This window comes from Allosphingosinicella sp. (genome assembly GCF_036570505.1).
Classification (GTDB): domain Bacteria; phylum Pseudomonadota; class Alphaproteobacteria; order Sphingomonadales; family Sphingomonadaceae; genus Allosphingosinicella.
In genome coordinates, this window is the sequence record NZ_DATCYB010000067.1 from 1 (window position 1) to 24,386 (window position 24,386).

Consider the following 24,386-nt stretch of genomic DNA (forward strand, 5'->3'; position numbering starts at 1 on the left):
GTTCGGCGGCGCGTTCGCGGGTCCGCTCGGCCGAGCGCGCGGCGCTAAGGCCGAGCTGGCCGATCTGGGCCAGGAGCTCGGAGCGAACCGGGACGGCGATCTCGGCGGCGGCGGTGGGAGTCGGCGCTCGCACGTCGGCGGCGAAGTCGCAGAGCGACGTGTCCGTCTCGTGGCCGACGGCGGATATGATCGGGATCGACGCGCCGGCGACGGCGCGAACGACTTCCTCCTCGTTGAACGCCCACAGATCCTCGATCGAGCCGCCGCCGCGCGCGACGATCATGAGATCGGGCCGGGGAACCGGTCCCGTTGGCGAGAGCCCGTCGAACCCGCGGATCGCTGCCGCGATCTGGGCGGCCGAACCTTCGCCCTGCACCGGCACCGGCCAGACGATGACGTGACTGGGGCAGCGGTCGTCGAGACGGTGGAGGATATCGCGGATGACGGCGCCGGTCGGCGAGGTGACGACGCCGATGGTACGCGGCAGGAACGGCAGCGCCTTCTTGCGCTGCGCAGCGAACAGCCCCTCCGCTTCCAGCGCCCGACGCCGCTTGTCGAGCAGCGCCATCAGCGCGCCCTGGCCGGCCAGTTCCAGCCGGTCGATGACGATCTGGTAGCGCGAGCGGCCCGGATAGGTCGTGAGGCGACCGGTCGCGATGACCTCGATCCCGTCCTCGGGCCTGAAACGGAGTGCGCCCGCCTGCCCCTTCCAGATGACGCCGTCGATGCAGGCGCTTTCATCCTTCAGGGTCAGGTAGCAATGGCCGGACGCCGCCCGCTTCCACCCCGAAATCTCGCCCCGCACGCGGACGTGACCGAAGGCGTTTTCGACCGCGCGCTTCAGCGCCATCGACAGCTCCGAGACGGAAAGCGCCGGCGCGTTGTCCCCGGGCGCCTCGGTTGCTAACAGGCCGCCATCATCGTTAGGGAAATCGTCCATGAATGTCCTGCTTATCGGCTCCGGCGCGCGCGAGCATGCGCTGGCGTGGAAGCTCGCGCAATCACCGAAGCTCGGCAAGCTGTTCGCGGCGCCCGGCAATCCGGGCATCGCGCGGCACGCCCGGATCGTCGATATAGACCCTGCGGATCATCGCGGCACGGTCGATTTTTGCCTCAAGAACTCGGTCGAGCTGATCGTCATCGGGCCGGAGGCGCCGCTGGTCGACGGCCTCGCCGACAATCTTCGCACCATGGGCTTTTGCGTCTTCGGGCCGAACAGGATTCCGGCCCAACTCGAAGGGTCCAAGGGCTTCACCAAGGATCTGTGTGCCCGCCACAACATCCCAACGGCGCGTTACGTCCGCGTCTCCGACCTCGCGGCCGCGGAGGCGGCGCTGGGCGATTTCGGCCTGCCGGTCGTGATCAAGGCGGACGGTCTCGCCGCCGGCAAGGGCGTGATCATCGCCGAGACGGCGGAGGAGGCCCAGTGGGCGCTCGACATGATGTTCGAGGGCGGCTTCGGCGGCGCCGGCGCCGAGGTGGTGATCGAGCAGTTCCTGACCGGCGAGGAAGCGAGCTTCTTCGCGATCACCGACGGCACGACCGTCCTGCCCTTCGGCTCCGCCCAGGATCACAAGCGCGTCGGCGACGGCGACACCGGCCCCAACACCGGCGGCATGGGCGCCTACAGCCCCGCCTCCATCCTGACGCCGGAGCTGGAGGCGCGGGTGATGGACGAGATCATACGTCCCACGATCCGCGCCATGGCGGAGGACGGCACGCCCTATTCCGGCGTCCTCTATGCGGGGCTGATGCTCACCGCCGAGGGGCCGGGCCTCATCGAATATAATGCCCGCTTCGGAGATCCCGAATGCCAGGTGCTGATGATGCGGCTGGAGAGCGACCTTCTGGAGATCATGTACGCCATCGCTCGCGGCCGGCTGGGCGAGATCGCCACCCCGCGCTTTTCGAACGAAACGGCGCTCACCATCGTGATGGCCGCCAACGGCTATCCCGGCACGCCCGAGAAGGGCGGACGCATCGCCGGTATCGATAGTGCGGAAGCCACGGGCGCCACGGTCTTCCAGGCCGGCACCTCCGGCCTGGGGGATGAACTGGTCGCTTGCGGCGGGCGAGTCCTGTCCGTGACCGCGAAAGGCAAGGATGTTCGGGACGCCCGGCAGGCCGCCTATGCCGCGGTCGAGGCGATCGATTTTCCGACGGGCTTCTTCCGGCACGACATCGGATGGCGCGAAGTCGAAAGGCTCGGCGCCTCTTGAACCCGGGGCGGGTCCGGGGGATAGTCGACCGAGCCGGATCGGGCAGGGGAGGAAGAAGCGTGTCGCCTACCGCCAAATTGCTGTTCGGACTGGGGGCGGTGCTGCTGATGGGCTGGGTCTATCACGGCCCGCTCGGCAATGGGGCGGCGTTCATCGACCGCGTCCAGGGCGCGGCACAGCGCGCAATCGCCGAAACCGACCTGCCCGGGATCGTGGTGCGGCTGGGGCGCGATCCGATGTCACGCACCGCCACGCTCTCGGGCCCGGCCGACCAATTCCAGCGCGAGGGACAGGGCGAGCTCAAAGGGCTCAACGATATTGTCCGCGAAACCGAAGGCGTTTCGGACGTGCAATGGGCGGACGAGGGCGATATCGCCACCGGCACTCCATTGATCCTCGAGGCCGTGCTGGCGATGGTCGTCGCCTATCTCATCGGACTGGGTCTCGGGCGGCTCTTTTTCGGCCGGCCGAAGAAGGAAAGTTTTCTCGACTGAACTAGCGAAGGAATGAGACCCGCCATGACGAGTGTGTTCGAAGCCTATCTGGTCCCCATCATCATCGCCCTCGTGATCGGCGTCGTCATCGCCTGGTGGGCGTTCGGGCGGAAATCCGACACCCGGACGATCGGCGATTCCCACCGCCCCAGCGAAACCAGCGAAGCGCCGCCCGTGGCGCAACCCAAGACGCCGATACCGAAACCGACCACGCGACGCGCAGATGGTCCGGAGGGCAACAGCCTCGTCGACCAGGGCGCGGCGGCGACGACCGACGTCGCCGGACAGATATTGGGCGTGGAAGTCCACGGCCAGCTTCCCGGCGCCAGCGGCCCGCCCGACAATCTGCAGCTGCTGAAGGGTGTCGGTCCCAAATTGGCGACCAAGCTCAACGAGAACGGCATCATCCGCTTCGACCAGATCGCGCGACTCAGCCCCAACGAAGTGGCGATCCTCGAAGACAGGCTCGGGCCGTTCAAGGGCCGCCTCACCCGCGACCGGGTGGTCGAGCAGGCGAGCTATCTCGCCCGCGGCGACAAGGACGGTTTCGAGGCGAAGTTCGGCAGCCTGGGCTGAACTCGCTCCACCTCCAACGGATGCAGCGGCTAGCCGCCGCGCCGCTTCCTGACGATTTCCGAAGCGAGGAGCTTGTCGATCTTGCGGCCGTCGAGATCGACGATCTCGAACTGCCAGCCGCGATAGCTGAAGCGCTCGCCGACCTCCGGCAGGTGCTTCAGCACCGACAGGGCGAAGCCCGCCGCCGTGGCATAGTCGCGATCCGCCGGAAGGCCGAAGCCCAGCGTGTCGGCGAGCGCATCGGCGGAGAGCGATCCCGACACCCACCAGCTGCCGTCGTCGCGCTCGACGAGCGGCGGCTCGGTATCGATATCGACGTCCGAGGCGAAGACTCCGGCCAGCGCCGAAAGCAGGTCGGCGGGAGTTACCAGACCTTCGAAATGACCATATTCGTCATGGACGAACGCCATCGGCACGTCGGCGCCGCGGAGCACGGACAAGGTGTTCATCGCATCCATCTGGTCGGGCACGACCGGGGCCTCGCGCATCAGCGCCTTGAGGTCGAGCGGACGCCCCTCGATGAAGGCGCGGACGATGTCGCCCGCCTGAACGATGCCGATCAGGCGGTCGACCGAGCCTTCGGCGACCGGCAGACGGCTGTGCGGCGTTTCCAGCAGGCACTTGCGGATCGTCTCTGCATCGGCGTCGGCGTCGATCCAATCGACGTCGGTGCGGGGCGTCATCACCTCGCGCGTCGGCCGGTCGGCGAGCCGCACCACCCCGGTGATGATCGCCCGCTCGCTCTCTTCCAGCACGCCCGCGCTATGCGCTTCGGCGACGACGAGGTTCAGCTCCTCGGCCGTGACCTTGCTCGAGGCTTCGCGGCGCAGGCCCAGCAGGTGGAAGATAAGCGCGCTGGTACGGTCGAGCACCCAGACGAAGGGGGCGGTCAGGCGCGAAAGCCAGAGCATCGGGCGCGCGATCTTGGCGGCGATGGGCTCCGGCGAGCGAAGCGCGAATTGCTTGGGCACGAGCTCGCCGACGACGAGCGAAGCATAGGTCGTGAGCAGGATGACGATGCCGAAGCCAAGCGTCTCTGCTGTCTCAGGCTCGATGCCCAGCATCGCCAGTCTTTCAGCGGTGGGCCCGCCAAGGCTCGCGCCCGAATAGGCGCCGGCGACGATGCCGATAAGGGTGATCCCGATCTGCACCGCCGACAGGAATCGGCCCGGATCCGCGGCGAGGTCGAGCGCCGTCTGGGCGCCGCGCCGTCCGGCCTTCGCCATCGCCTTCAGCCGCGGCTTTCGCGAAGAAACGATTGCCAGCTCGGACATGGCGAAGACGCCGTTCAAGGTCACCAGCAACAAGATGATGACGACGTCGAACCAGGGAAAGGGCGTGAGGGGGGGTGCGGGCGACATGGCTGCGGCGCTCCTCTTAGCCGCGAATCTTTCGGAGCGGCAACCTCTTCGTCTGGTGCCGTTCAGTGCGGGCGTGGAACAAGCCGAGCGGGCGATCGGTTTGTCCAACGTTTCAAGCCCCATATGGGAAAGGAATGAGTATGTCTGTTTCCAAGCGTATCACGGGCGTTGCCTTCGCGGCGGCGCTGATGGCTACCACAAGCGCCTGCGTCACCGACCCGGTGACTGGCGAGCGCAAGATTTCGAAGGCTGCCATAGGCGGCGCGATCGGCGCAGTCGGCGGCTATTTCGCGGGCGACCTGATCGGCGGCCGACGGGACCGGACCGAGAGGATTGTCGGCGCGGGCATCGGCGCGATCGCCGGCGGCGCGGTCGGCGCCTACATGGACAAGCAGGAACGCGAGCTTCGCGAACGCACGGCCGGCACCGGCGTCGAGGTGGTTCGCCAAGGTGACGAGATCATCCTGAACATGCCCTCGGCGATCACCTTCGCCTTCGACCGCTACGACATCCAGCCCCAGTTCCAAGATACGTTGAACGAGGTCGCGCGCACGCTGTCCGCTTATCCGTCCACCTATATCGACGTCTATGGCCATACCGATTCGGTCGGCACCGACGCCTATAACATGACGCTGTCGCAGAACCGGGCGCAGTCGGTCGCCAATTACCTCTCCGCGCGCGGCGTCGCCGCAGCTCGCATCGCGACGCAGGGCTTCGGCGAGAGCCAGCCGATCGCTTCTAACGACACCGAACAAGGCCGCGCCGCCAACCGCCGCGTCGAGATTCGGATCGTTCCCATCGAGAACACGGGCGGCTGATCCCACCCTCCGCATACGGACGAGACGGAGCGCCCGGACATCCGGGCGCTCCGGCATCTGCGATGCCACGATTTGACCTCGGCCACGCCGCGTCCCAAGAGCGAGCCTGGGAGGTCGTAAAGTGGAAATTGTCAGGGAATATTCGGCGCTGAAGTCATGGCTCTCCGAATATACGGGCGCCCAGGAGGGACTGCTTCACGTCCACTTCGGGCTGCTCATTTTCGTCATCACCGCCTTGCTGCTGAAGCGCCGCATGCGTTCGCCCTGGCCGCTGGCGGCCGTCGCCTTTTTCGCCGTCGCCAACGAGGTCGTGGATTATATAGGCCCAGAACCCTGGCCGCTGTGGGGCTCTCTGGTCGACGTGCTGAACACACTGTTCTGGCCCGCGATGCTGTTCCTGCTCGCACGGCGAGGCCGCAATCTGGGAAGCAGGCTCGGCCGCCTCTAACGCGCCCTATCCGCGGCGTTCCTGGAAGAAGCGCCGCAGCATCGCCGCCGCTTCTTCCTCGCCGATGCCGGGATAGACGTCCGGCGCGTGGTGGCAGGTGGGCTGACCGAAAAGGCGGGGGCCATGAAAGACGGCGCCGCCCTTGGGGTCGGGCGCCGCGAAATAAAGGCGGGCGATCCGGGCCAGCGCGATCGCGCCGGCGCACATGGCGCAAGGCTCGAGCGTCACCCATAGATCGCAATCGTCGAGGCGTGACGTGCCCAGCGCCCGCGCCGCCTCGCGCAGCGCCACCATTTCGGCATGGGCGGTGGGATCATGACGGTCGCGCATCGCGTTGCCGGCGACGGCGACGACTTCACCCTCGCGCGTCACCACAGCGCCGACCGGCACTTCGCCGGTAAGCGCCGCCTCATGCGCCCGGTCGAGCGCGAGCCGCATCGGGTCCGGAAGCGGGAAGGCCATGCCGATCGTTAGCGCCGTCGGCCGGAGAATGCGATAACCGTCCCGGACCACAGTCCGGGACGGTTGACCGATCGATAAGAGGAGACCGTCGATGTGGCCTCCAGAACGGGCTTATTGCTCGTTTTCGTCGTCCTGAACCCCGACGACCGGGACATCGATCTGGGTTTCCTCGGTCTCGACCGTGGGAACCTCGACATTGGTCTCGGTCGTGCCGACGACGACTTCCTTCGAATCGACGTCAAACGCGGGCAATTCGCCGCCCTCGGCGCTGACGTCGACTTCGGGTAGGGCGCCCTCTTCGGTCTGCTGGACGTCCCAGAATCCGGTCGCGAACAGGATGATCACCACCACGACGATGATGGCGAGAATAGCGAGAATCTTGCGTGACATTATAGCGTTCCTCCATCTGAGCCCCAAACAGCTTCGGAACCCACAACGCAGCTTGTGGCGATCGGTTGCAGTTCCGCAACGATCTTGCACGGCAGGCGGTTCGCGTCAAAGGACTGAGTGGTTGACGAAAGCGGCGGCTAAGGCTATCCGCGCCCCCTTTCCGGGGACACATGGTCCCCAACTCCAGGACGAGATGTAAGATGTCGCGCATTTGCGAGCTGACCGGCAAGGGCCGGCTGGTGGGTCACAACGTTTCCCACGCCAACAACAAGACCAAGCGCACCTTTCTGCCCAACCTGCAGAACGTGACCTTGATGTCGGACGCGCTGGAGCGCGGCGTGAAGCTGCGCGTGTCGATGAGCGGTCTGCGCTCGGTCGAGCATGTCGGCGGTCTCGACAACTGGCTCGCCAAGACCTCGGACGAGAAATTGAGCCTCAAGGCCCGACGCCTGAAACGCGAGATCGAGAAGAAGTCGGCCGAGGCCGCCTGATTCGCGTCATTCCGCCAGCGCGAACTTGAGCAGCAAGGTTCGCTGCAGCGCGCTGAAATTGTCGTCGGACGCGATCCAGACGACGGTTCGCCCGTCTTCCAGGTCGACGCTCAACGCTTCGAAATTGTCGACCGTGACCGGCGCCTTGAAATGGGCGATCTCGCGACCGGTCAGGATGTCTCCGGCTTCGAAATCGCTCCCGTTGCCGACCGTCAATTTCGCCGAGAATCCCTCCAGAATCGAGGCACGGCGGTTGAGGTAGAGGATGCGTCCGTCGGGAAGGCGCGCCGCGTCGGTGATTCGATATCCCTCCGGCGCCCGGTAGCCGAGCGTGAAGGTCGTGGTATCGGCGTGCGCGGGGTCGCCGTCGAAGAGCAGCGCCTCGCTCGAACCGTCCGCCCGCCTTCTCCCTTCCGAAAATACCAGGAAGCGGCCGTCCGCCAGGCGCAGCATGGCCTCGCCACCGTCATTGCCGGGCCAGTCCCGCATCGCCGGCGGCTGGAACGCGGCATCGCTCAACCAGTCGCCGCGGTTGTAACGCCAGATTGCGTTTCGACCCTCGAAGGCGAGCCAGGCATGGCCGCCATGGACGGTCATCGCTTCGACGTCCCGATCGAACTTGCTGGAGGCTGATCCCGGCCCGTCCGGCAGGGATCGGATCGCCACCTGGGCAGGCCCGGTGGCCGGAAGGGCGAGATGGATCAGAGAGCCTGCGTCGCTGAGCGCAAGTACCTGGTCACCCTCGACATGCATGGCTGAAATGCCTCCGAAACGGGGATCGTTGCTTTCGATCGCCCAGCCGCCGAGGAAGAGAAGGCCGCCCAACCGCCGTGCCGGGTCGCCCTCGTCGAGCGGCACCGGCACGAGGCGAGCCTTCGGCTGGGGCGGCAGCACTGGCTCCTTGTACAAGGCGTACGGCGCGAAGGTCGTCAGCAGGGGGAGGGCGGCGAGTGCCAACAGGAAACGCATCGCCGCCTGATAGCGCGGCCGGCGGCGGGCCACACCCGTTAATATCCATGAACGGCGGCTGACGGGGGCATTCAGGGGCGGCTCAAGCGAATCAGTGGATAAGGAGGCCAAGTCGACGAAGGGGAAAGGCTTTGGTGCCCCGCCGACGCCGACGGAAGTCGACCCGAAGGAGTAAAGAGTATGTTCAAGAAAATCACCCTCAGCGCCGCCGCCGCCGTCGCCGCCATGACCGCGCTGCCCGCCGCCGCCGAAGCGCAATATTATTCGCCCGGCTATTACGGCGCCAACCACTATGAAGCAGGCTATGATCGCTACGACCGCTATGATCGCTATGATCGCTACGACCGCTATGATCGTCGGGCCGAACGGCGCTACCACCGTCAGCAGCGTCGTGCCGATCGCCGCTACAATCGTCGGCATTATGGCCAGCGTTATTGCCGCGACAAGGGCACGACCGGAACCATCCTCGGCGCCATCGCCGGTGGTCTCCTCGGTCGCGAAGTGGCCGGACGCGGTGACCGCACTGTCGGCACCATCGTCGGCGGCGCCGCGGGCGCCCTCGCCGGACGCGCCATCGATCGTGATTGCTAAGGCTTAACCTATCCCTCGAGTCGCGTAACGAGGGCGGGGCCCGGTGCGAGAGATCGCGCCGGGCCCCAACTTTATGGCGTGTCGAACAATCCCGCCAGCTGCTCGATCATGGTTCCACCGAGCTGCTCGGCGTCCATGATCGTCACCGCCTTTTGATAATAACGGGTCACGTCGTGGCCGATGCCGATGGCGACTAGTTCAACGGTCGACCGATTCTCGATCCAGGCGATGACCTGGCGCAGATGCCGCTCCAGATAAGTACCGCTGTTCACCGACAGGGTCGAATCGTCGACCGGGGCGCCGTCGGAAATCACCATCAGGATACGCCGCTCCTCGACCCGGGCGATCAAGCGGTTGTGCGCCCAGAGCAAAGCCTCGCCATCGATATTTTCCTTGAGGAGCCCCTCGCGCATCATCAACCCTAGATTCTTGCGGGCGCGCCGCCAGGGCTCGTCGGCCTTCTTATAGATGATGTGCCTGAGATCGTTGAGGCGCCCCGGATGCGGCGGCCGCCCTTCCGACAGCCAGCGTTCGCGCGCCTGCCCGCCCTTCCAGGCCCGGGTGGTGAAGCCCAGTATCTCGACCTTGACGCCGCACCGCTCGAGCGTGCGCGCGAGAATGTCGGCCGAAATCGCCGCGATCGAGATCGGCCGCCCCCGCATCGATCCCGAATTGTCGATCAGCAAGGTGACGACCGTGTCGCGGAAATCCGTGTCCTTCTCGATCTTGTAGGACAGCGAATGGACGGGATTGACGATTACGCGCGCCAGCCTCGCCGCGTCAAGCAACCCTTCCTCCTGGTCGAAATCCCAGCTGCGCGACTGCTGCGCCATCAGCCGCCGCTGCAGCCGATTGGCGAGCTTGGTGACGGCGCCCTGGAGATGAACGAGCTGCTGGTCCAGATACGAGCGCAGCCGCCCCAATTCCTCTTCGTCGCAAAGCTCGGTTGCTTCCACGATCTCGTCGAAGCGGTCGGTGAATATCCGATAGTCGAAGTGCGGCGGAAGATGGGAGAGCGGCCGATTCGGGCGGGCAGGAAGCACGCCCTCCATGCCTTCTTCGCCGAGGCCTTCGTCGCCCTCGGCCATCTCCTCTGAATAATCGCCTTCGCTCTCCTCCTCGCCGGCTTCGCCCTGCTCGACGCGCATGTCGGCCTCGCCTTCGCCGCCGCCGGCATCGTCGTCGCTGTCCTCGTCCGACTCGCCCTCGTCCTGGTCCTCGCCTTCGCCCTCCTCGCCTTCCTCGGGCTCATGCTCGGCATCGAGGTCGCCCTCCACCAGCTCGAGGTCTCGAAGCAGCTTGCTCGTCAGCGCCGCGAACGCCGCCTGGTCGTCGAGCGCGAGACCGAGCGCGTCGAGATCGGAGCCCGCCTTCTCCTCTATCCAATCGGAGACGAGCTTGAGCCCCTCGCGCGCCACTTCGGGCGGCGCCTCGCCGGTCAGCCGTTCGCGCACCATCAGCGACACGGCGGTCGACAGCGGAACCTCCTCGCGGCTCCTCGCCCGAGTGATCGGATCGGTGCGCATCCGCATTTCGACGGCGCGGGTGAGGTTCGCGCGCACTCCCTCCATAGCCCGTGCGCCCAGCGCCTCCACCCGCGCTTGCTCGGCCGCGTTGAACACCGCCCGCGCCGTCTCGTCGGCCGGCGCATGGCGCGCATGAAGCACAGCGTTGTGATAGCGAAGCTTCAGCGCCGCCGCGTCTGCATGGCCCCGCGCCTCCGCCACCTCGCGCTCAGGAAGTGTCCGTCCCGGCATCGGCACCTTCACCGCCTTACCCGCCGCCATCGGCACGTCGGCGGTGAAGCTCAGCTCCAACTCGGCCTCCCGCGCGATGGCGCGCGAGGCTCCGGTCAGGACCTGGCGAAAGACTTCGAGAGGGTTCTGATCGGCCATTCGGCTCTCAAATCCCCAATCCGCTACCGAGGTAGATAGCCCCGGCTAACAGGAACGGGAAATACAACAGAGGAACCTGGAATATCACTGCGACAGCTATCTTGAGCGTTCGCATGTGCTGATCACGCCCGGCCCACCACGCTTTCGGGCAGGTCCTTGCCGAATACGCGCTGATAATATTCGGCGATGAGCGGCCGCTCCGCCTCGTCGCAGCGGTTGAGGAAGGAGAGGCGGAAGGCAAAGCCGAGGTCGCCGAAGATGAGCGCGTTCTGCGCCCAGGTGATGACGGTGCGCGGGCTCATCACGGTCGAGATGTCGCCATTGATGAAGCCTTGGCGCGTGAGGTCGGCGACCTTGATCATCCGTTCGACCTCCTGCCGCCCGCCCTCGTGGTCGTACTCGCCGGACTTGGCGAGGACGATCCGCGCCTCCGTCTCGGCCGGCAGGTAGTTCAACGTCACGACGATGTTCCAGCGGTCCATCTGCGCCTGGTTGATCTGCTGGGTGCCGTGATAGAGGCCGGTCGTGTCGCCGAGCCCCACCGTATTGGTGGTGGCGAAGAGGCGGAACCAGGGGTTGGGGCGGATCACCCGGTTCTGGTCGAGCAGGGTCAGCTTGCCCTCCGTCTCCAGCACGCGCTGGATGACGAACATCACGTCTGGGCGGCCGGCGTCATATTCGTCGAAGACGAGGCCGGTCGGGGTCTGCAACGCCCAGGGGAGCAGCCCTTCCTGAAACTCGGTCACCTGTTGCCCGTCGCGAAGCACGATCGCGTCGCGGCCGATCAGGTCGATCCGACTGATATGGGCGTCGAGATTGATGCGGATCAGCGGCCAGTTCAAGCGTGCCGCCACCTGCTCGATATGGGTCGACTTGCCGGTGCCGTGATAGCCCTGCACCATCACCCGGCGGTTCTTGCCGAAGCCCGCGCAGATGGCGAGCGTCGTGTCCGGATCGAAGACATAGGCCGGATCGAGATCCGGCACGCGCTCGTCCGCTTCGGAAAAGGCCGGCACCTCCATGTCGCTGTCGATTCCGAACAGCTCGCGCACCCTCACCATCTTGTCGGGCGCTTCCATCACCGTCGCGGCGCGGCTGTCGGGGTTCACGTTGGGAATCTCGGCCATGGGGTTTGTCCAAAAAGGGTCAGGCGAAGGCGGGTCGCGATTTGAGCTGCGTATAAGCCTCGATCACCGCCTGCAATGATTTCTCGTGTCCGCGGTCGCCGCCATTGCGGTCGGGATGGTAGCGGCGGACGAGCTCGGCATAGCGTCGCCTCAGTGCGTTGCGGTCGGCATCGGTTCCAAGACCGAGCACGCGCAGCGACTTGCGGTCGGCTTCACTGAGCGGCCGTCCATCCTTGCGGTTGGCCTCGACCGGCCGGAACCGGGCGCCGATGGCGTCGAGCGGATCGACGAAATCGGCCCATCGGGGCGGCGGCGAGCCGTTGGTGGAAAAGGCGCGGGTCTGTCGTTCCCATCCGCCATAGGGCGTCTGCGCCTCCTCTATCTCCTCCGGGCTCATCCCTTCGAAATAATTGTAGCCGATATTGAACTCCCGGACATGGTCGAGACAGAGAAATCGCCAGTCGCCTGGCCCGTCGAAATTCGGTCCCCGGCCGGCCGGCGCGCGGAACTCGCCCGGCTCGGCGCAGCCGGGATGGGCGCAGGGCTGTTCGCGCCCTTCGATGCGGCCGTGGAATCGGCTCTGCCGCTTGCCCGAACTCGCCAACTTACGCTCCTTCCGAAACCCCCTATATAAGCGAAATGAGCGAGCCTTTAACCGGCCCCGTGGCGGCCGAGATCACCAGACGCCTCACCGACGCCCTCGGCCCGACGCATCTTCTCGTCCGCGACGACAGCGAGCAGCACCGCGGCCATGCCGGCCACGACCCGCGCGGTGAAAGCCATTTCACCGTGGAGATCGTCTCCCCAGCCTTCGAAGGCGAGAATCGCGTGGCACGGCAGCGGGCGGTGAACCGGGCCCTCGCGCCCTTGCTCGAAGATCGGGTGCACGCGCTGGCGATCAAGGCGGTGGCGCCCTCGGAGATCGGGTGAGCCGCCTTCGCGACGAGCGGATCGCGCTTAGCACAGGCGTCAGCCTGAACGTGCGGCTGGGCGGCGAGGGCGAGCCTATCTTCTTTCTCCACGGATTTCCCGAATCGCACCGCACATGGCGGCATCAGCTAGCCGATCTCGCCTGCGACCATTTCGTCGTCGCGCCCGATCAGCGGGGATTCGGCGCCTCGGACAAGCCGGAGGGGGTGGACGCGTATCGGACCGACAGGGTCGTCGCCGATCTTATGGCGCTCGCTGACGCGCTCGGGATCGAGAGCTTCACGCTCGTCGGCCACGACTGGGGCGGGGCAGTAGCCTGGCTGGCGGCGCTGACCCACCCTTCGCGCGTCAAGCGGCTGGTGATCGCCAACGCGCCGCATCCGCTCGTCTTCCAGAAGACCGTGATCGAGGACGAGGCGCAGCGCGCCGCCTCTCAATATATGCGCGCCTTTAGAAGCCCCGGGATGGAAAAGATGATCGAGGCGATGGGGCTGGAAACCTTCTTCGAGAAGAGCTTCGGCGGCCATGTCGACCTTTCCGCGATCCCGGACGAGGAGAAGAAGGCCTATTTGGACGACTGGTCCCGGCCCGGCGCGCTGACGGCGATGCTGAACTGGTATCGGGCCTCGAAAATCGAGGTGCCGGCGGTGGGCGTCGAGGCGGAGCCGCCGCCCTGGACCAGGGCGCCCTTCCCGCGCCTGTCGATGCCGGTGCTTGTCCTATGGGGTATGAAGGACAAGGCCCTGCTCCGCGTGCAGTTAGGCGGCCTGCATGACCTTGTCGATGATCTCCGCCTCACCCCGGTCGAGGATGCCGGCCACTTCATCCCCTGGGAGAAGCCGGAGGCCGTGACGTCGGCCATCCGCGACTTCCTCGCCGAGACTCCGCTCGACTAGGGCCCTCGGCTTTGGCTATGGCCCCGCCGATGTCCGACACACCCGCCCGCTCGAAATCGCGTTCCGCCGCGCGGCTCGCCGCCGTGCAGGCGCTTTACCAGCAAGAGATGGAGAAGACTCCGCTCCCGACCCTGCTCCACGAATTCCACCATCACCGCCTCGGCGCGACGATCGAGGATGTCGAATATGCGGACGCGGAGGTCGATTTCTTCGACGATATCGTGAGCGGCGTCCATGCCCGCTCGGCGGAACTCGACGGCATCATCGCCGGCAAGCTCGCCAAGGGCTGGTCGCTCGATCGGCTCGACAAGCCGATGCGCCAGATCCTGCGCGCCGGCGCCTATGAACTGGTCGCCCGCATCGACGTGCCCACCGGCAGTGTCATCTCTGAATATGTCGATGTCGCCAAGGCCTTCTACGACAAGCGCGAGGCCTCGTTCGTCAACGGCCTGCTAGATGCGGTGGCCAAGGACGTCCGACGCTAACCCCGCAGAACCCGTGCGTCCCAAGCCTAGTCGAGGAGCGCTGGCACGGACTCATCACATCCGCCCGTCGACTTCGCTCGGGACGAACGGCTGTCTATAAGAGAGCCCGTGACCACTGAATCCGCTTTCGTCGCCGCCCTGCGTGGCCTCGCGACCGATCCCGCCGCGCGCGGACTCCTCGACGACGCGGCGGTGCTGGAGATCGGCGGCACGAACCTCGTCCTCTCCCATGACATGATCGTGGAAGGCGTCCATTTCCTCGCCGACGATCCGCCCGGCGACGTCGCCTGGAAACTGGTCGCCGTGAATCTGTCGGATCTCGCCGCCAAGGGCGCCCGGCCGTTGGGCGTGCTGCTCGGCTTTTCGCTCGCCGGAGAGGATGAGTGGGACAGGGCTTTTGTCGATGGACTCCGGCTGGCGCTGGCTGCGTTCGACTTGGCGCTACTGGGCGGGGACACCGTGTCCGTGCCCAAAGGCGCGCCGCGCATGCTGGGACTGACCGCCATCGGAACCGCCGAACGGGCCCCCTCTCGCGCCGGAGCCCGGCCCGGCGACCAACTGTGGCTAAGCGGGTCGATCGGCGACGCCGGGGCGGGGCTGCGCATCCTCAAGGGCGAAAGCGGCCCGCCCGAACTTGTCGAGCGCTATCGCCAGCCTCGCCCTCGCGTCGAGCTCGGCATCGCGCTGGCTCCCCTCGTCAGCGCGATGATGGACGTGTCGGACGGCCTCTTGGTCGACGCCTCGCGAATCGCGGACGCCAGCGCCCTCGCCCTCAAGATCGAGCTGGGCGACGTGCCATTGTCGGCGGCGTTCATGGAAATGCTGGGCGAAGATCGCGGCGCCCGGATGTTCGCGACAACCGCCGGCGACGATTACGAACTGCTATTCGCGGCCGATAAGGGCCGGGCGCCTGAACTTCTGGCATTGGCCGAGGGCATCGGGATTCCCCTGAGCCGGGTAGGGCGGTTCGATCCGGGCTCCGGGATTCGGCTGTTCGACGGCGGGCAAGAAGTGCAGTTGCCGAAACGTCTCGGCTATGAACATTTCAGCTAGTTGAAACCACGGGGTCTTGTCCCTAAGACCTCGGCCATATCCGGGCGCGTCCGCCATAGGGGGTCTACCCTGCCCGGGGATTTTCAGGGGAAGGACGTTTCATGAATGTCGTGCTTATCGCCATTGCCTGCGGCCTCGCCGCGGTGCTCTACGGCATCATTACCAGCCGCCAGGTGCTCGCCGCCTCGGCCGGCAGCGAGAAGATGATCAACATCGCCGGCGCCATCCAGGAAGGCGCCAAGGCCTATCTGGGGCGGCAATACACCACCATCGCCATCGTCGGCGCCGTAGTGGCCGTGCTGGTCTTCCTTTTCCTTGGGGCAACCTCCGCCATCGGCTTCGTGCTGGGTTCGGTACTTTCGGGCGCGGCCGGCTATATCGGCATGAACATCTCGGTGCGTGCCAACGTCCGCACGGCGGAAGCGGCACGAAGCAGCCTGCAGAAAGGCCTCACCGTCGCCTTCCGCGCCGGCGCTATCACCGGCATGCTGGTCGCGGGCCTGGCGCTCCTCGCCATCTCGATCTTCTTCTACGTGCTCGTCGAGGGCATCGGCCACGGCCCGACCGATCGTGAAGTGATCGAGGCGCTCGTCGCGCTCGCTTTCGGCGCCTCGCTCATCTCCATCTTCGCGCGCTTGGGCGGCGGCATCTTCACCAAGGCCGCCGACGTCGGCGCCGACTTGGTCGGCAAGGTCGAGGCCGGAATCCCGGAGGACGACCCCCGCAATCCCGCCGTCATCGCGGACAATGTCGGCGACAACGTCGGCGACTGCGCCGGCATGGCCGCCGACCTGTTCGAAACGTATGTCGTCACCGTCGGCGCCACCATGGTGCTGATCGCTTTGCTCGTCGCGGGGACGACGGAGCAGCTCACCAGCCTGATGAGCCTTCCGCTCATCATCGGCGGCGTCTGCATCCTGACCTCGATCATCGGCACCTATTTCGTGCGCCTCGGCGCCAAGCAGTCGATCATGGGCGCGCTCTACAAGGGCTTCTGGACGACGGCGATCCTCTCCGTGCCCGCCCTTTATTATGTCACGACGCAGACGCTCGGCGATATGAACGCGGCAATCGGCGCGATTGGAAAAACCACCGAAACCTATACCGGCATGGATCTGTTCTACTGCATGATGGTCGGCCTCGGTGTCACCGGGATGCTCGTCTGGATCACCGAATATTATACCGGCACCAACTATCGCCCGGTCCGTTCGATCGCCAAGTCGTCCGAGACCGGCCATGGCACCAACGTCATCCAGGGCCTCGCCGTCAGCCTCGAGTCGACCGCGATGCCCACGATCGTGATCTGCGTCGGCATCATCGTCAGCTACCAGTTCGCCGGCCTCATCGGCATCGCCTTCGCGGCCACTGCGATGCTGGCGCTGGCCGGCATGGTCGTCGCGCTCGACGCCTACGGCCCCGTCACCGACAATGCCGGTGGCATCGCCGAAATGGCGGGAATGGAGGACGAGGTCCGCGGCCGCACCGACGCGCTCGACGCCGTCGGCAACACCACCAAGGCGGTGACCAAGGGCTATGCGATCGGCTCGGCGGCGCTCGGCGCACTCGTGCTGTTCGGCGCCTATACGACCGACCTCGACCGCTACGCGGTCGAACTCGGCATCGGCCCGGCCGGCGTCGATTTCTCGCTCTCGAACCCGTACGTGGTCGTCGGCCTGCTGCTCGGCGCGCTGCTCCCTTACCTGTTCGGCGCGATGGGCATGACCGCGGTCGGCCGCGCGGCCGGCAATGTGGTGCTCGACGTCCGCGAGCAGTTCCGCAGCAACAGCGGCATCATGGATGGCACGTCGCGGCCCGATTACGCCCGCACGGTCGACCTCGTCACCAAGGCGGCGATCAAGGAGATGATCGTCCCCAGCCTGCTGCCGGTGCTGACGCCGATCGTCGTCTATTTCGTCATCGCGGCGATCGCCGGGCGCGAGCAAGGCTTTGCCGCTCTCGGCGCCCTCCTCCTCGGCGTCATCGTCTCCGGCCTGTTCGTCGCTATCTCGATGACCTCGGGCGGCGGCGCCTGGGACAATGCCAAGAAGTATATCGAGGACGGCAATTACGGCGGCAAGGGCTCGGAAGCCCACAAGGCGGCCGTGACCGGCGACACTGTCGGCGATCCCTACAAGGACACCGCCGGCCCCGCCGTGAACCCGATGATCAAGATCACCAACATCGTCGCCCTGCTCCTGCTCGCGGCCCTGGCCGCGAACGGCGCCGGCTGATCTTCGGCTGATCGAACCTTTGAAGGCCCGCCGGGAGCGATCCCGGCGGGCCTTTCCTGTTGCAGGGGCCGGGCATGCGGCTATCAGGGCCGCCGTGACGGGAACCGCCATCTTCGAAGAGCAGCATGCGGCGTTGAGTCGTGCCGGCAGGCTGAGAAGGCTCGAACCGAGGGCGGGGCGCGACTTCTCGTCGAACGACTATCTCGGCCTCGCCGGAGATCCGGAGATCGGCCGGGCCGTCGCCGAAGCGATCACGCTCGGCGTTCCGGTCGGGTCGGGCGGATCGCGCCTGCTACGCGGCAACGCACCCGAACATGAGGCGCTCGAAGAAAAGGCGGCCCGCTTCTTCGGATCGGAGACGGCGTTGTTCTTCGCGAACGGCTTCGCCGCCAACATGGCCCTGTTCGCCACGCTTCCGCAGAAGGGCGACCTCATCGTAGCGGACGCGCTCGTCCATGCCAGCGCCCATGAGGGATTGCGCCGCACAAGGGCGGACCATGTCTTCGCCGCACACAACGATGTCGATAACTTCGCCCACGCCATCGCCGGCTGGCGGACCGCGGGCGGGCGCGGGCGGGCGTGGATCGCGTTCGAAACACTCTACAGCATGGACGGCGATATCGCCCCGGTCGACGACCTGGCGGCGCTGGCGCGGACCGAAGATGCCTGGCTCCTGATCGACGAAGCCCACGCCACTGGCGTGTTCGGTCCCCGCGGCCGGGGTCTCGCCGCGCACCTGGAAGGGCAGGAGAACGTCATCTCCCTCCACACTTGCGGCAAGGCCCTGGGCGTCGAAGGCGCGCTGGTCAGCGCGCCCCGGATCATCCGCGATTTCCTCGTCAACCGGGCGCGAAGCTTCATATTCTCGACGGCACCCTCGCCGCTGATGGCGGTCGCGGTCGGCGCGGCGCTCGACCGGGTCGCCGAGGGCGACGATCTGCGCGTCCGGCTGAACCGGTTGCGCGCCCATGCGGGCGATGTGTTGGCCGGTCGCTTCGGCGTGACGGCCTCGGTCAGCCAGATCATCCCGCTCATCCTCGGCGACGAGCGGAGGACGATGGCCGCCGCCGCGTCCCTCCGCAAGGCCGGCTTCGACGTGCGCGGCATCCGCCCGCCGACCGTGCCCGAAGGGACCTCGCGGCTGCGTATCTCCCTCACGCTCAATGTCGGGGCGGCCGATGTCGATGCGCTCGCCGATGCGCTCGCCCCCGTGCTGGGATGACCCGCCCGATCGTCATCACCGGCACAGATACCGGCATCGGCAAGACCGTCTTCGCCGCCGGCCTTGCCGGCCTGCTGGACGGCCATTACTGGAAGCCCGTCCAGGCCGGCGTGGAACCCGAGACCGACAGCGCGACGGTGGCGCGGCTATCGGGCCTGCCGAAGGAGCGCCTGCTGGAGGAGGCCTATCGCCTCCGACTGCCCGCCTCGCCCCATCTCGCCGCGCGGGAGGAGGGACTGGTCATCGAAGCCGAGCACCTGGCCCTACCCGAAGTCGACGGCGCGCTCATCGTCGAAGGGGCCGGCGGCGTGCTGGTGCCACTCAGCGAAGCCCTGCTCATGGTCGACCTTTTCGCCTCCTGGGGCGCGCCGGCCATCGTCTGCGCCCGGACCGGCCTCGGCAGCATCAACCACAGCCTGCTGACGGCACGGGCCCTTCGGGCCTCCGGCGTGCGAGTGCTGGGTGTGGTCTTCATCGGCGATCCCCACGCCGAGAACGAGCATATCGTGCCGAAGCTGGCCGGCGTTCCGTCGCTGGGCCGCCTGCCGTGGCTCGACCCGCTCGACCGCGATACGCTGGGATACGCGATGCGCACGCATATCGATCTGGCGCCGCTGAAGGCATTTCTGTGAGCTCGCCCATCTGGCACCCTTTCACCCAGCACGGGCTGGAGGAGCCGATTCCCCTCATCGAGCGAGCGGAAGGCGCGCTGCTCCACTGCGCCGACGGCTCGACTTTGATCGACGGCATTTCGAGCTGGTGGGTGACGACGCACGGCCATTGCCATCCCCGCATCGCGGCGGCGATCGCCGAACAGGCGGGGCGGCTCGACCAACTGATCTTCGCGGGCCACACGCACGAGCCAGCAGAAGAGGTTGCGCGCGGGCTGTTGGGGCTCGCACCCGCAGGTCTCACCCGCGTCTTCTTCTCTGATAGCGGCTCCACCTCGGTCGAGGTCGCGCTCAAGATGGCGCTCGGCTACTGGCACCGACGCGGTGAGCCCCGGCACCGCATCCTGGTGTTGGAGCATGGCTATCACGGGGACACGATCGGTGCGATGTCGGTCGGCCAGCGCGGCGTATTCAACCGCCGCTACGAACCTCTGCTCTTCGACGTCGGCACGATTCCCTTTCCGGCCGAAGGCCGCGAACAGGCGAGCCTCGACGCGCTCGATGCGGCCTGCCAAAGCGCGGACAAGCCCGCCGCCTTCATCGCCGAACCACTGATTCTCGGCGCCGGCGGGATGCTGATCTATCCGGCCTGGGTGGTGACCGAGATGGCAGCGATCTGTCGGCGACACGGCGTCCTCTGGATCGCAGATGAAGTGATGACCGGGTGGGGCCGCACCGGCACGTTGTTCGCCTGCGAACAAGCGGATGCCGCGCCGGACCTGATGTGCGTCGCCAAGGGCCTTACCGGCGGCGCCCTCCCGCTCGCTGCCACCCTCGCCAGCGAGGCTATTTTCGAGGCGTATTGGTCGGACGACCGCGCCGATATGTTCTACCATTCGAGCAGCTACACTGCGAACCCGATCGCCTGCGCCGCCGCGAGCGCCAATCTCGCCATTTGGCGAGAGGAAGATGTGCTCGGCTGCATAGCCTCGCTGTCGCAGTCGATCGCAACACACATGGGGACGCTGTCCTCGCATCCTGCCTTTGAGAATGGCCGCCAGATCGGGGCAATCGCCGCCCTCGACATCAAGACCGGGGACGCCGGCTATCTCTCCGACATCGCGCCCGCGCTCCGCAGCCTTTTCCTTGAGCGCGGACTGCTGCTGCGGCCGCTGGGCAACATCGTCTATGTCATGCCGCCTTATTGCACGACGGGCGGACAGTTCGACCGTCTGTTCGAAGCGATCAAAGAGGCGGGTGACCGGTTCGGAAGTCGATGATCGGCGCGCTTTTCTTTCCGCATCATAATCGCTAAAGCCCGGCCACCTTTTTGACCCGAGACGAAGAAAACCGGATGGCCAAGGAAGAACTTCTGGAAATGCGCGGGCAGGTCGTCGAGCTGCTGCCCAATGCCATGTTCCGCGTGAAACTGGAAAACGATCATGAGATCCTCGGCCACACCGCCGGCAAGATGCGCAAGAACCGCATCCGCGTCCTCGTCGGCGACGAAGTGCTCGTCGAGCTCACCCCATATGATCTGACCAAGGGTCGGATTACCTATCGTTTCAAGTAAGGTGGACGCCCGCGCCATGCGGCTCGTCCTCGCCTCCGCCAGCCCCCGCCGGCTCGACCTTCTGAAGCGGATCGGTGTCGTGCCCGATGCCGTGATCCCGGCCGAGATCGACGAGATTCCAAAGAAGGGCGATCTGCCCGTCCATCATGCCGTCCGCATGGCGGCCGAGAAGGCGGCGGCCGTGCATGCGCGCGAAGTCGACGCGCTGATCCTCGCCGCCGACACGGTGGTCGCCGTGGGTCGAAGGATCCTCCCCAAGACCGCCCACGAAGGAGAGGCGCGCCGGGCGCTGACGCTGCTTTCCGGAAGGCGGCACCGCGTCCATTCGGCGGTGACGCTCATCGATGCCAAAGGCGTTGCCCGCCACCGCCTCTCGACGTCCATCGTCACCTTCAAGCGTCTCAGCGACGCCGAGCTCGATGCCTATATCGCCACCGGCGAATGGCAAGGCAAGGCGGGCGGCTATGCGATCCAGGGCCATGCCGAGGCGCTGGTCCGCGCCCTCGCCGGCAGCCATTCGGGCGTGGTCGGCCTTCCCCTCTACGAGACGCGCGCGCTGCTCCGCGCCGCGGGCTACAACCTTGGCTGAATGGCTCTACGAGTCTGGGATCGGCGAGAATCGCGCCGCCCTGATCGAAGACGGCTCCATCGCCGAAGCGATCGTAGAGCTTCCCGGTGAGCTCCGCGCCGGGACCATTGCCGCCGGTCGCCTGACGACGATCCTTATCCCCGGCAGACGCGCCATCGTGACGCTGTTCCGAGGGGGCGAGGCTTTGCTGGAGCCGGTGACGGCGAAGTTCACCGAAGGCGCGACCCTGCATGTCGAGATCGTCCGGGAGGGCTTTGCTGAACAGGGCCGCGCGAAGCTTCCCAAGGCCCGGGCCACTGACAGTCCCGAGCGGGACGGACCATCGCTTCGCGAAAGGCTTGCGGCATCGGGCCGTGAGATGACGATGGTCCCGACGGTGGGCGCGGATCCACTGGAGGACGCCGGCTGGTCGGAGCTGATCGAGGAGGCAATTGGCGGCGAGATCGCCTTTCCGGGTGGCGGACTGCGGATGAGCCTGACCCCGGCGATGACCCTGTTCGACGTGGACGGCGCCCTCGATGTCGTGGCCCTCGCCGTGGCGGGCGCCGAGGCGGCGGGGCGGGCGGTCCGTCGCTTCGGCATAGGCGGTTCGATCGGGATCGACCTTCCGACCCTTGCCGCGAAGGAGGACCGGCAGAAGGCGGCCGCGGCGCTCGACGCCGTGCTACCCCAGCCTTTCGAGCGTACCGCCGTCAACGGTTTCGGGTTCCTCCAGGTCGTGCGCAAGCGGGAGCGGGCCTCGCTGCCCGAGCTGCTTCAGGCCGACCGGGTCGGCGCGGCGGCGCGGGCGCTGCTGCGGCGGGCGGAGCGTTCAGGAGGACCGGGCGGGCGGCTCCTTCATGCGGCGCCACCGGTCATCGCGCGGATCGACGCCAACCCCGAATGGCTCCACACCCTGTCCGCGCGGGTTGGAGGAACGGTCGCCTTGCGGGCCGAGCCGGGGCTCGCCATATCGGCGGGCCATGTCCATGCCTCCCAAATCTAAAAAACGCCGCGACGGCTGCCCGCTTTGCGGCAAGCCGCCGAGCGTGGATCATGCCCCATTCTGTGGCCAGGGCTGCCGCGACCGCGATCTGCTGAACTGGCTGGGCGACGGCTATCGCGTGCCCGGTCCGCCCGCCGATGAGGGCGCGGTGGATTTTGCGTCGGATGGACTGGACAGCGAACGCTAGCCGCCATTATAGGCGCGTCTTCCGCATCCGCCGGATACGCCCAGGTAGCTCAGTTGGTAGAGCATGCGACTGAAAATCGCAGTGTCGGTGGTTCGATTCCGCCCCTGGGCACCATCACCCCATCCATCGCTGTCCACTGAAGTCCGGAAACCGGCGGATTTCTAAGCTTTTTTGACGGTATCTGGCCGGCACCTGTCCGTCCCAATCCGTTGAAAGCCAGCTGCTCTGACGGTATCTTGACGGTATCTGATCACGATACCGGAGCAGATACCGTCATGCTGACCGACGCAGCCATCCGCCGACTCAAGCCGCGGCCTAAGCCGTTCAAGGCCAGCGACATGCACGGGCTCTATCTGCTCGTGAGGCCGGATGGCGCGCGATACTGGCGGATGGACTACCGTCTGGCGGGGAAGCGGGGCACTTTAGCGCTCGGCGTGTACCCCCAGGTATCCCTCAAGGAGGCACGGGAGAAACGCACCAATGCCCGCAAGCTCCTCGACAAGGGCGTTAACCCATCCGCCTATAAGAAGCTGACACGCGGTGTAAGTGCCATCGGGGCCGGTGACACCTTCGAGATCGTTGCCGACGAATGGCTCGGCAAGCTGGAAGCGGAGGGCCGCTCTCCCTCTACCCTGAAAAAGCTGCGCTGGCTGCTGGATTTCGCAAAACCCCTCATCGGCCCGCGCCCCATTGGAGAGTGACCGCGCCCGAGTTGCTGACCGTCCTTCGAACGGTCGAAGTGCGCGGACGATATGAGACCGCGCGACGGCTACGAAGCACCTGCGGAAGCGTCATCCGATACGCCATCGCCACTGGGCGTGCCCAGAGAGACATTACCGTCGACCTGCAGGGCGCCCTCATCGCTCCCAGGGTGAAGCACTATGCGTCCATCATCGAGCCGGCCAAGGTCGGCGCGTTGCTCCGGGCAATCGAGGAATATGAAGGTCAACCCACGGTCGGAATCGCGCTGCGTATGGCGCCACATGTATTCGTCCGCCCGGGGGAGCTGCGCTCGGCCGAGTGGGCTGAGTTTGATCTCAAGGCCGCAGTCTGGACGATTCCGGGCGAGAAGATGAAGATGGGCCTACCGCACAAGGTCCCGCTATCCCGCCAAGTGCTGGCGCTCCTGGAAGAGCTGCGCCCAATCAGCGGGAACTCAAGGCTGTTGTTCCCGAGCGTGCGGTCGAACGATCGGGCGATCTCGGACAACACCATCAATGCCGCCCTGCGTCGGCTTGGCTATGACAAGACAGAGATGACCGGCCACGGGTTCCGGGCGATGGCCAGCAGCCTGCTCAATGAAAGCCGGAAATGGCATCCCGATGCAATCGAGCGTCAGCTCGCGCATGTGGAGAGCAATGATGTTCGGCGCGCCTATCTTCGGGGCGAGCATTGGAGCGAGCGCGTTCGCATGATGCAATTCTGGTCGGATTATCTGGAACGGCTGCGGCAGCGGAAACGGACATGAGGCCGTTCCAACGGCAGGCGACATTTCCGGGGCGGTAGAGGGCCAGGGATCGCTATTCGGCCGCTACATCCGCCAGGAGAGGCGAAAACTTTAAGCTGCAAGTTTCTGCCTCCCCCTACCGTGCCAGACCGGCCTCATCAAACTTCTACGATCGAGTAGAAGAACGTGGTCATCAGAAAGCCGGGATACCGGTGATCGCGCGGCCGAGGATCAGGCCGTGGACGTCGTGCGTGCCCTCATAGGTGTTGACCGTCTCCAGGTTGGCCGCGTGGCGCATCACCTGGAATTCGGCGCTGATGCCGTTGCCGCCGTGCA

At 66.3% G+C, this 24,386-nt stretch carries 27 protein-coding genes, 1 tRNA gene and 2 pseudogenes; 21 read left to right on the plus strand and 9 right to left on the minus strand.

The window, feature by feature from the left end; genetic code table 11:
* A partial coding sequence (gene xseA, locus VIR62_RS08485; RefSeq protein ID WP_431870379.1) for an exodeoxyribonuclease VII large subunit occupies nucleotides 1-940 on the minus strand: 940 nt, incomplete at its 3' end.
* Between xseA and purD the strand changes: the two genes are divergently transcribed.
* The 3 genes from purD to VIR62_RS08500 are packed head-to-tail and all read left to right on the plus strand — an operon-like array spanning nucleotide 939 to nucleotide 3,289.
* Nucleotides 939-2,219, plus strand: a complete 1,281-nt coding sequence (gene purD / locus VIR62_RS08490; RefSeq protein WP_431870381.1) for a phosphoribosylamine--glycine ligase — start codon at nucleotides 939-941, stop codon at nucleotides 2,217-2,219. The genes xseA and purD overlap by 2 nt on opposite strands.
* 59 nt (nucleotides 2,220-2,278) lie before the next feature.
* Nucleotides 2,279-2,713 (plus strand): hypothetical protein, encoded by a 435-nt coding sequence (locus VIR62_RS08495; protein WP_431870382.1) that lies wholly within the window; start codon nucleotides 2,279-2,281, stop codon nucleotides 2,711-2,713.
* Between the two features lie 24 nt (nucleotides 2,714-2,737).
* The gene (locus tag VIR62_RS08500) at nucleotides 2,738-3,289 is read left to right on the plus strand and encodes a hypothetical protein (RefSeq protein WP_431870384.1); all 552 of its coding nucleotides are present in this window, start codon (nucleotides 2,738-2,740) and stop codon (nucleotides 3,287-3,289) included.
* A 29-nt stretch (nucleotides 3,290-3,318) separates the two neighbouring features.
* Here the strand turns inward: VIR62_RS08500 and VIR62_RS08505 are convergent, their stop codons facing one another.
* A complete protein-coding gene (locus tag VIR62_RS08505; protein ID WP_431870385.1) occupies nucleotides 3,319-4,650 on the minus strand; it encodes a hemolysin family protein in 1,332 nt (443 codons plus the stop codon).
* 140 nt (nucleotides 4,651-4,790) lie between these two features.
* Here VIR62_RS08505 and VIR62_RS08510 point away from each other — a divergent pair, with 140 nt between their 5' ends.
* Both VIR62_RS08510 and VIR62_RS08515 read left to right on the plus strand, forming a co-directional pair.
* A complete protein-coding gene (locus VIR62_RS08510; RefSeq protein ID WP_431870387.1) occupies nucleotides 4,791-5,468 on the plus strand; it encodes an OmpA family protein in 678 nt (225 codons plus the stop codon).
* Between the two features lie 121 nt (nucleotides 5,469-5,589).
* Entirely contained in the window at nucleotides 5,590-5,916 is a 327-nt protein-coding gene (locus VIR62_RS08515; RefSeq protein WP_431870389.1) for a hypothetical protein, read from the plus strand.
* Between the two features lie 6 nt (nucleotides 5,917-5,922).
* Here VIR62_RS08515 and VIR62_RS08520 read toward each other — a convergent pair whose 3' ends face one another.
* Both VIR62_RS08520 and VIR62_RS08525 read right to left on the minus strand, forming a co-directional pair.
* Nucleotides 5,923-6,378, minus strand: a complete 456-nt coding sequence (locus VIR62_RS08520; RefSeq protein WP_431870390.1) for a nucleoside deaminase — start codon at nucleotides 6,376-6,378, stop codon at nucleotides 5,923-5,925.
* Nucleotides 6,379-6,489: 111 nt separating this feature from the next.
* Nucleotides 6,490-6,768 carry a hypothetical protein gene (locus VIR62_RS08525; RefSeq protein ID WP_431870392.1) on the minus strand — a complete coding sequence of 93 codons (279 nt, stop codon included), beginning with the start codon at nucleotides 6,766-6,768 and terminating at the stop codon, nucleotides 6,490-6,492.
* Between the two features lie 200 nt (nucleotides 6,769-6,968).
* Between VIR62_RS08525 and rpmB the strand changes: the two genes are divergently transcribed.
* Nucleotides 6,969-7,259 (plus strand): 50S ribosomal protein L28, encoded by a 291-nt coding sequence (rpmB, locus tag VIR62_RS08530; protein WP_431870394.1) that lies wholly within the window; start codon nucleotides 6,969-6,971, stop codon nucleotides 7,257-7,259.
* Nucleotides 7,260-7,265: 6 nt separating this feature from the next.
* Here the strand turns inward: rpmB and VIR62_RS08535 are convergent, their stop codons facing one another.
* Nucleotides 7,266-8,261, minus strand: a complete 996-nt coding sequence (locus VIR62_RS08535; protein WP_431870395.1) for an esterase-like activity of phytase family protein — start codon at nucleotides 8,259-8,261, stop codon at nucleotides 7,266-7,268.
* Between the two features lie 147 nt (nucleotides 8,262-8,408).
* On the opposite strand from VIR62_RS08535, the gene VIR62_RS08540 reads away from it, so the two are divergent.
* On the plus strand, nucleotides 8,409-8,819 hold the full coding sequence (locus VIR62_RS08540; RefSeq protein WP_431870397.1) for a glycine zipper 2TM domain-containing protein: 411 nt from the start codon (nucleotides 8,409-8,411) through the stop codon (nucleotides 8,817-8,819).
* 71 nt (nucleotides 8,820-8,890) lie between these two features.
* On the opposite strand, the gene cobT is transcribed toward VIR62_RS08540, so the two are convergent.
* The 3 genes from cobT to VIR62_RS08555 form a co-directional block, all read right to left on the minus strand.
* A complete protein-coding gene (cobT, locus tag VIR62_RS08545) occupies nucleotides 8,891-10,714 on the minus strand; it encodes a cobaltochelatase subunit CobT (protein WP_431870398.1) in 1,824 nt (607 codons plus the stop codon).
* 122 nt (nucleotides 10,715-10,836) lie between these two features.
* Nucleotides 10,837-11,841, minus strand: coding sequence for a cobaltochelatase subunit CobS (cobS, locus tag VIR62_RS08550; RefSeq protein WP_431870400.1), 1,005 nt, complete (start codon nucleotides 11,839-11,841; stop codon nucleotides 10,837-10,839).
* 19 nt (nucleotides 11,842-11,860) lie between these two features.
* Entirely contained in the window at nucleotides 11,861-12,445 is a 585-nt protein-coding gene (locus tag VIR62_RS08555) for a J domain-containing protein (protein ID WP_431870402.1), read from the minus strand.
* Between the two features lie 35 nt (nucleotides 12,446-12,480).
* On the opposite strand from VIR62_RS08555, the gene VIR62_RS08560 reads away from it, so the two are divergent.
* The 14 genes and pseudogenes from VIR62_RS08560 (at nucleotide 12,481) to VIR62_RS08625 (ending at nucleotide 24,071) form a co-directional block, all read left to right on the plus strand.
* Nucleotides 12,481-12,771, plus strand: a complete 291-nt coding sequence (locus VIR62_RS08560; RefSeq protein WP_431870404.1) for a BolA family protein — start codon at nucleotides 12,481-12,483, stop codon at nucleotides 12,769-12,771.
* Nucleotides 12,768-13,667 (plus strand): alpha/beta fold hydrolase, encoded by a 900-nt coding sequence (locus VIR62_RS08565; RefSeq protein WP_431870406.1) that lies wholly within the window; start codon nucleotides 12,768-12,770, stop codon nucleotides 13,665-13,667. The genes VIR62_RS08560 and VIR62_RS08565 overlap by 4 nt, the downstream gene beginning before the upstream one ends.
* 29 nt (nucleotides 13,668-13,696) lie before the next feature.
* Entirely contained in the window at nucleotides 13,697-14,152 is a 456-nt protein-coding gene (gene nusB, locus VIR62_RS08570) for a transcription antitermination factor NusB (RefSeq protein ID WP_431870408.1), read from the plus strand.
* A gap of 108 nt (nucleotides 14,153-14,260) precedes the next feature.
* On the plus strand, nucleotides 14,261-15,205 hold the full coding sequence (gene thiL, locus VIR62_RS08575) for a thiamine-phosphate kinase (protein WP_431870410.1): 945 nt from the start codon (nucleotides 14,261-14,263) through the stop codon (nucleotides 15,203-15,205).
* A 101-nt stretch (nucleotides 15,206-15,306) separates the two neighbouring features.
* Nucleotides 15,307-17,436 (plus strand): sodium-translocating pyrophosphatase, encoded by a 2,130-nt coding sequence (locus tag VIR62_RS08580; RefSeq protein ID WP_431870412.1) that lies wholly within the window; start codon nucleotides 15,307-15,309, stop codon nucleotides 17,434-17,436.
* A 94-nt stretch (nucleotides 17,437-17,530) separates the two neighbouring features.
* Nucleotides 17,531-18,658, plus strand: a complete 1,128-nt coding sequence (locus tag VIR62_RS08585) for an 8-amino-7-oxononanoate synthase (RefSeq protein ID WP_431870413.1) — start codon at nucleotides 17,531-17,533, stop codon at nucleotides 18,656-18,658.
* Nucleotides 18,655-19,290: a dethiobiotin synthase gene (gene bioD, locus VIR62_RS08590; RefSeq protein ID WP_431870415.1), complete on the plus strand. Its 636-nt coding sequence runs from the start codon at nucleotides 18,655-18,657 to the stop codon at nucleotides 19,288-19,290. Before VIR62_RS08585 ends, bioD begins: the two co-directional genes overlap by 4 nt.
* Nucleotides 19,287-20,549 (plus strand): adenosylmethionine--8-amino-7-oxononanoate transaminase, encoded by a 1,263-nt coding sequence (locus VIR62_RS08595; protein ID WP_431870417.1) that lies wholly within the window; start codon nucleotides 19,287-19,289, stop codon nucleotides 20,547-20,549. Before bioD ends, VIR62_RS08595 begins: the two co-directional genes overlap by 4 nt.
* A 74-nt stretch (nucleotides 20,550-20,623) precedes the next feature.
* On the plus strand, nucleotides 20,624-20,842 hold the full coding sequence (gene infA / locus VIR62_RS08600; RefSeq protein WP_010162480.1) for a translation initiation factor IF-1: 219 nt from the start codon (nucleotides 20,624-20,626) through the stop codon (nucleotides 20,840-20,842).
* A 16-nt stretch (nucleotides 20,843-20,858) separates the two neighbouring features.
* Nucleotides 20,859-21,431: a Maf family protein gene (locus VIR62_RS08605; RefSeq protein WP_431870419.1), complete on the plus strand. Its 573-nt coding sequence runs from the start codon at nucleotides 20,859-20,861 to the stop codon at nucleotides 21,429-21,431.
* Entirely contained in the window at nucleotides 21,424-22,416 is a 993-nt protein-coding gene (locus VIR62_RS08610; protein ID WP_431870421.1) for a ribonuclease, read from the plus strand. Before VIR62_RS08605 ends, VIR62_RS08610 begins: the two co-directional genes overlap by 8 nt.
* A complete protein-coding gene (yacG, locus tag VIR62_RS08615) occupies nucleotides 22,400-22,603 on the plus strand; it encodes a DNA gyrase inhibitor YacG (protein ID WP_431870422.1) in 204 nt (67 codons plus the stop codon). Before VIR62_RS08610 ends, yacG begins: the two co-directional genes overlap by 17 nt.
* 38 nt (nucleotides 22,604-22,641) lie before the next feature.
* Nucleotides 22,642-22,717, plus strand: a tRNA-Phe gene (locus VIR62_RS08620).
* Nucleotides 22,718-22,878: 161 nt separating this feature from the next.
* A pseudogene (locus VIR62_RS08625) lies at nucleotides 22,879-24,071 on the plus strand (tyrosine-type recombinase/integrase).
* 172 nt (nucleotides 24,072-24,243) lie between these two features.
* Here VIR62_RS08625 and VIR62_RS08630 read toward each other — a convergent pair.
* Nucleotides 24,244-24,386, minus strand: a pseudogene (locus VIR62_RS08630) (acyl-CoA dehydrogenase); the annotation flags it as partial.

What these genes read in the sequence shown, in the direction of transcription:
- VIR62_RS08605 (WP_431870419.1), top strand. Translation starts at nt 20,859, where the DNA reads ATGCGGCTCGTCCTCGCCTCCGCCAGCCCCCGCCGGCTCGACCTTCTG.
- purD (WP_431870381.1), top strand. Translation starts at nt 939, where the DNA reads ATGAATGTCCTGCTTATCGGCTCCGGCGCGCGCGAGCATGCGCTGGCG.
- VIR62_RS08525 (WP_431870392.1), bottom strand. Translation starts at nt 6,768, where the DNA reads ATGTCACGCAAGATTCTCGCTATTCTCGCCATCATCGTCGTGGTGGTG.
- VIR62_RS08520 (WP_431870390.1), bottom strand. Translation starts at nt 6,378, where the DNA reads ATGGCCTTCCCGCTTCCGGACCCGATGCGGCTCGCGCTCGACCGGGCG.
- infA (WP_010162480.1), top strand. Translation starts at nt 20,624, where the DNA reads ATGGCCAAGGAAGAACTTCTGGAAATGCGCGGGCAGGTCGTCGAGCTG.
- VIR62_RS08540 (WP_431870397.1), top strand. Translation starts at nt 8,409, where the DNA reads ATGTTCAAGAAAATCACCCTCAGCGCCGCCGCCGCCGTCGCCGCCATG.
- cobS (WP_431870400.1), bottom strand. Translation starts at nt 11,841, where the DNA reads ATGGCCGAGATTCCCAACGTGAACCCCGACAGCCGCGCCGCGACGGTG.
- yacG (WP_431870422.1), top strand. Translation starts at nt 22,400, where the DNA reads ATGCCTCCCAAATCTAAAAAACGCCGCGACGGCTGCCCGCTTTGCGGC.
- VIR62_RS08580 (WP_431870412.1), top strand. Translation starts at nt 15,307, where the DNA reads ATGAATGTCGTGCTTATCGCCATTGCCTGCGGCCTCGCCGCGGTGCTC.
- VIR62_RS08560 (WP_431870404.1), top strand. Translation starts at nt 12,481, where the DNA reads ATGAGCGAGCCTTTAACCGGCCCCGTGGCGGCCGAGATCACCAGACGC.
- VIR62_RS08505 (WP_431870385.1), bottom strand. Translation starts at nt 4,650, where the DNA reads ATGTCGCCCGCACCCCCCCTCACGCCCTTTCCCTGGTTCGACGTCGTC.
- rpmB (WP_431870394.1), top strand. Translation starts at nt 6,969, where the DNA reads ATGTCGCGCATTTGCGAGCTGACCGGCAAGGGCCGGCTGGTGGGTCAC.
- VIR62_RS08510 (WP_431870387.1), top strand. Translation starts at nt 4,791, where the DNA reads ATGTCTGTTTCCAAGCGTATCACGGGCGTTGCCTTCGCGGCGGCGCTG.
- cobT (WP_431870398.1), bottom strand. Translation starts at nt 10,714, where the DNA reads ATGGCCGATCAGAACCCTCTCGAAGTCTTTCGCCAGGTCCTGACCGGA.
- bioD (WP_431870415.1), top strand. Translation starts at nt 18,655, where the DNA reads ATGACCCGCCCGATCGTCATCACCGGCACAGATACCGGCATCGGCAAG.
- VIR62_RS08500 (WP_431870384.1), top strand. Translation starts at nt 2,738, where the DNA reads ATGACGAGTGTGTTCGAAGCCTATCTGGTCCCCATCATCATCGCCCTC.
- nusB (WP_431870408.1), top strand. Translation starts at nt 13,697, where the DNA reads ATGTCCGACACACCCGCCCGCTCGAAATCGCGTTCCGCCGCGCGGCTC.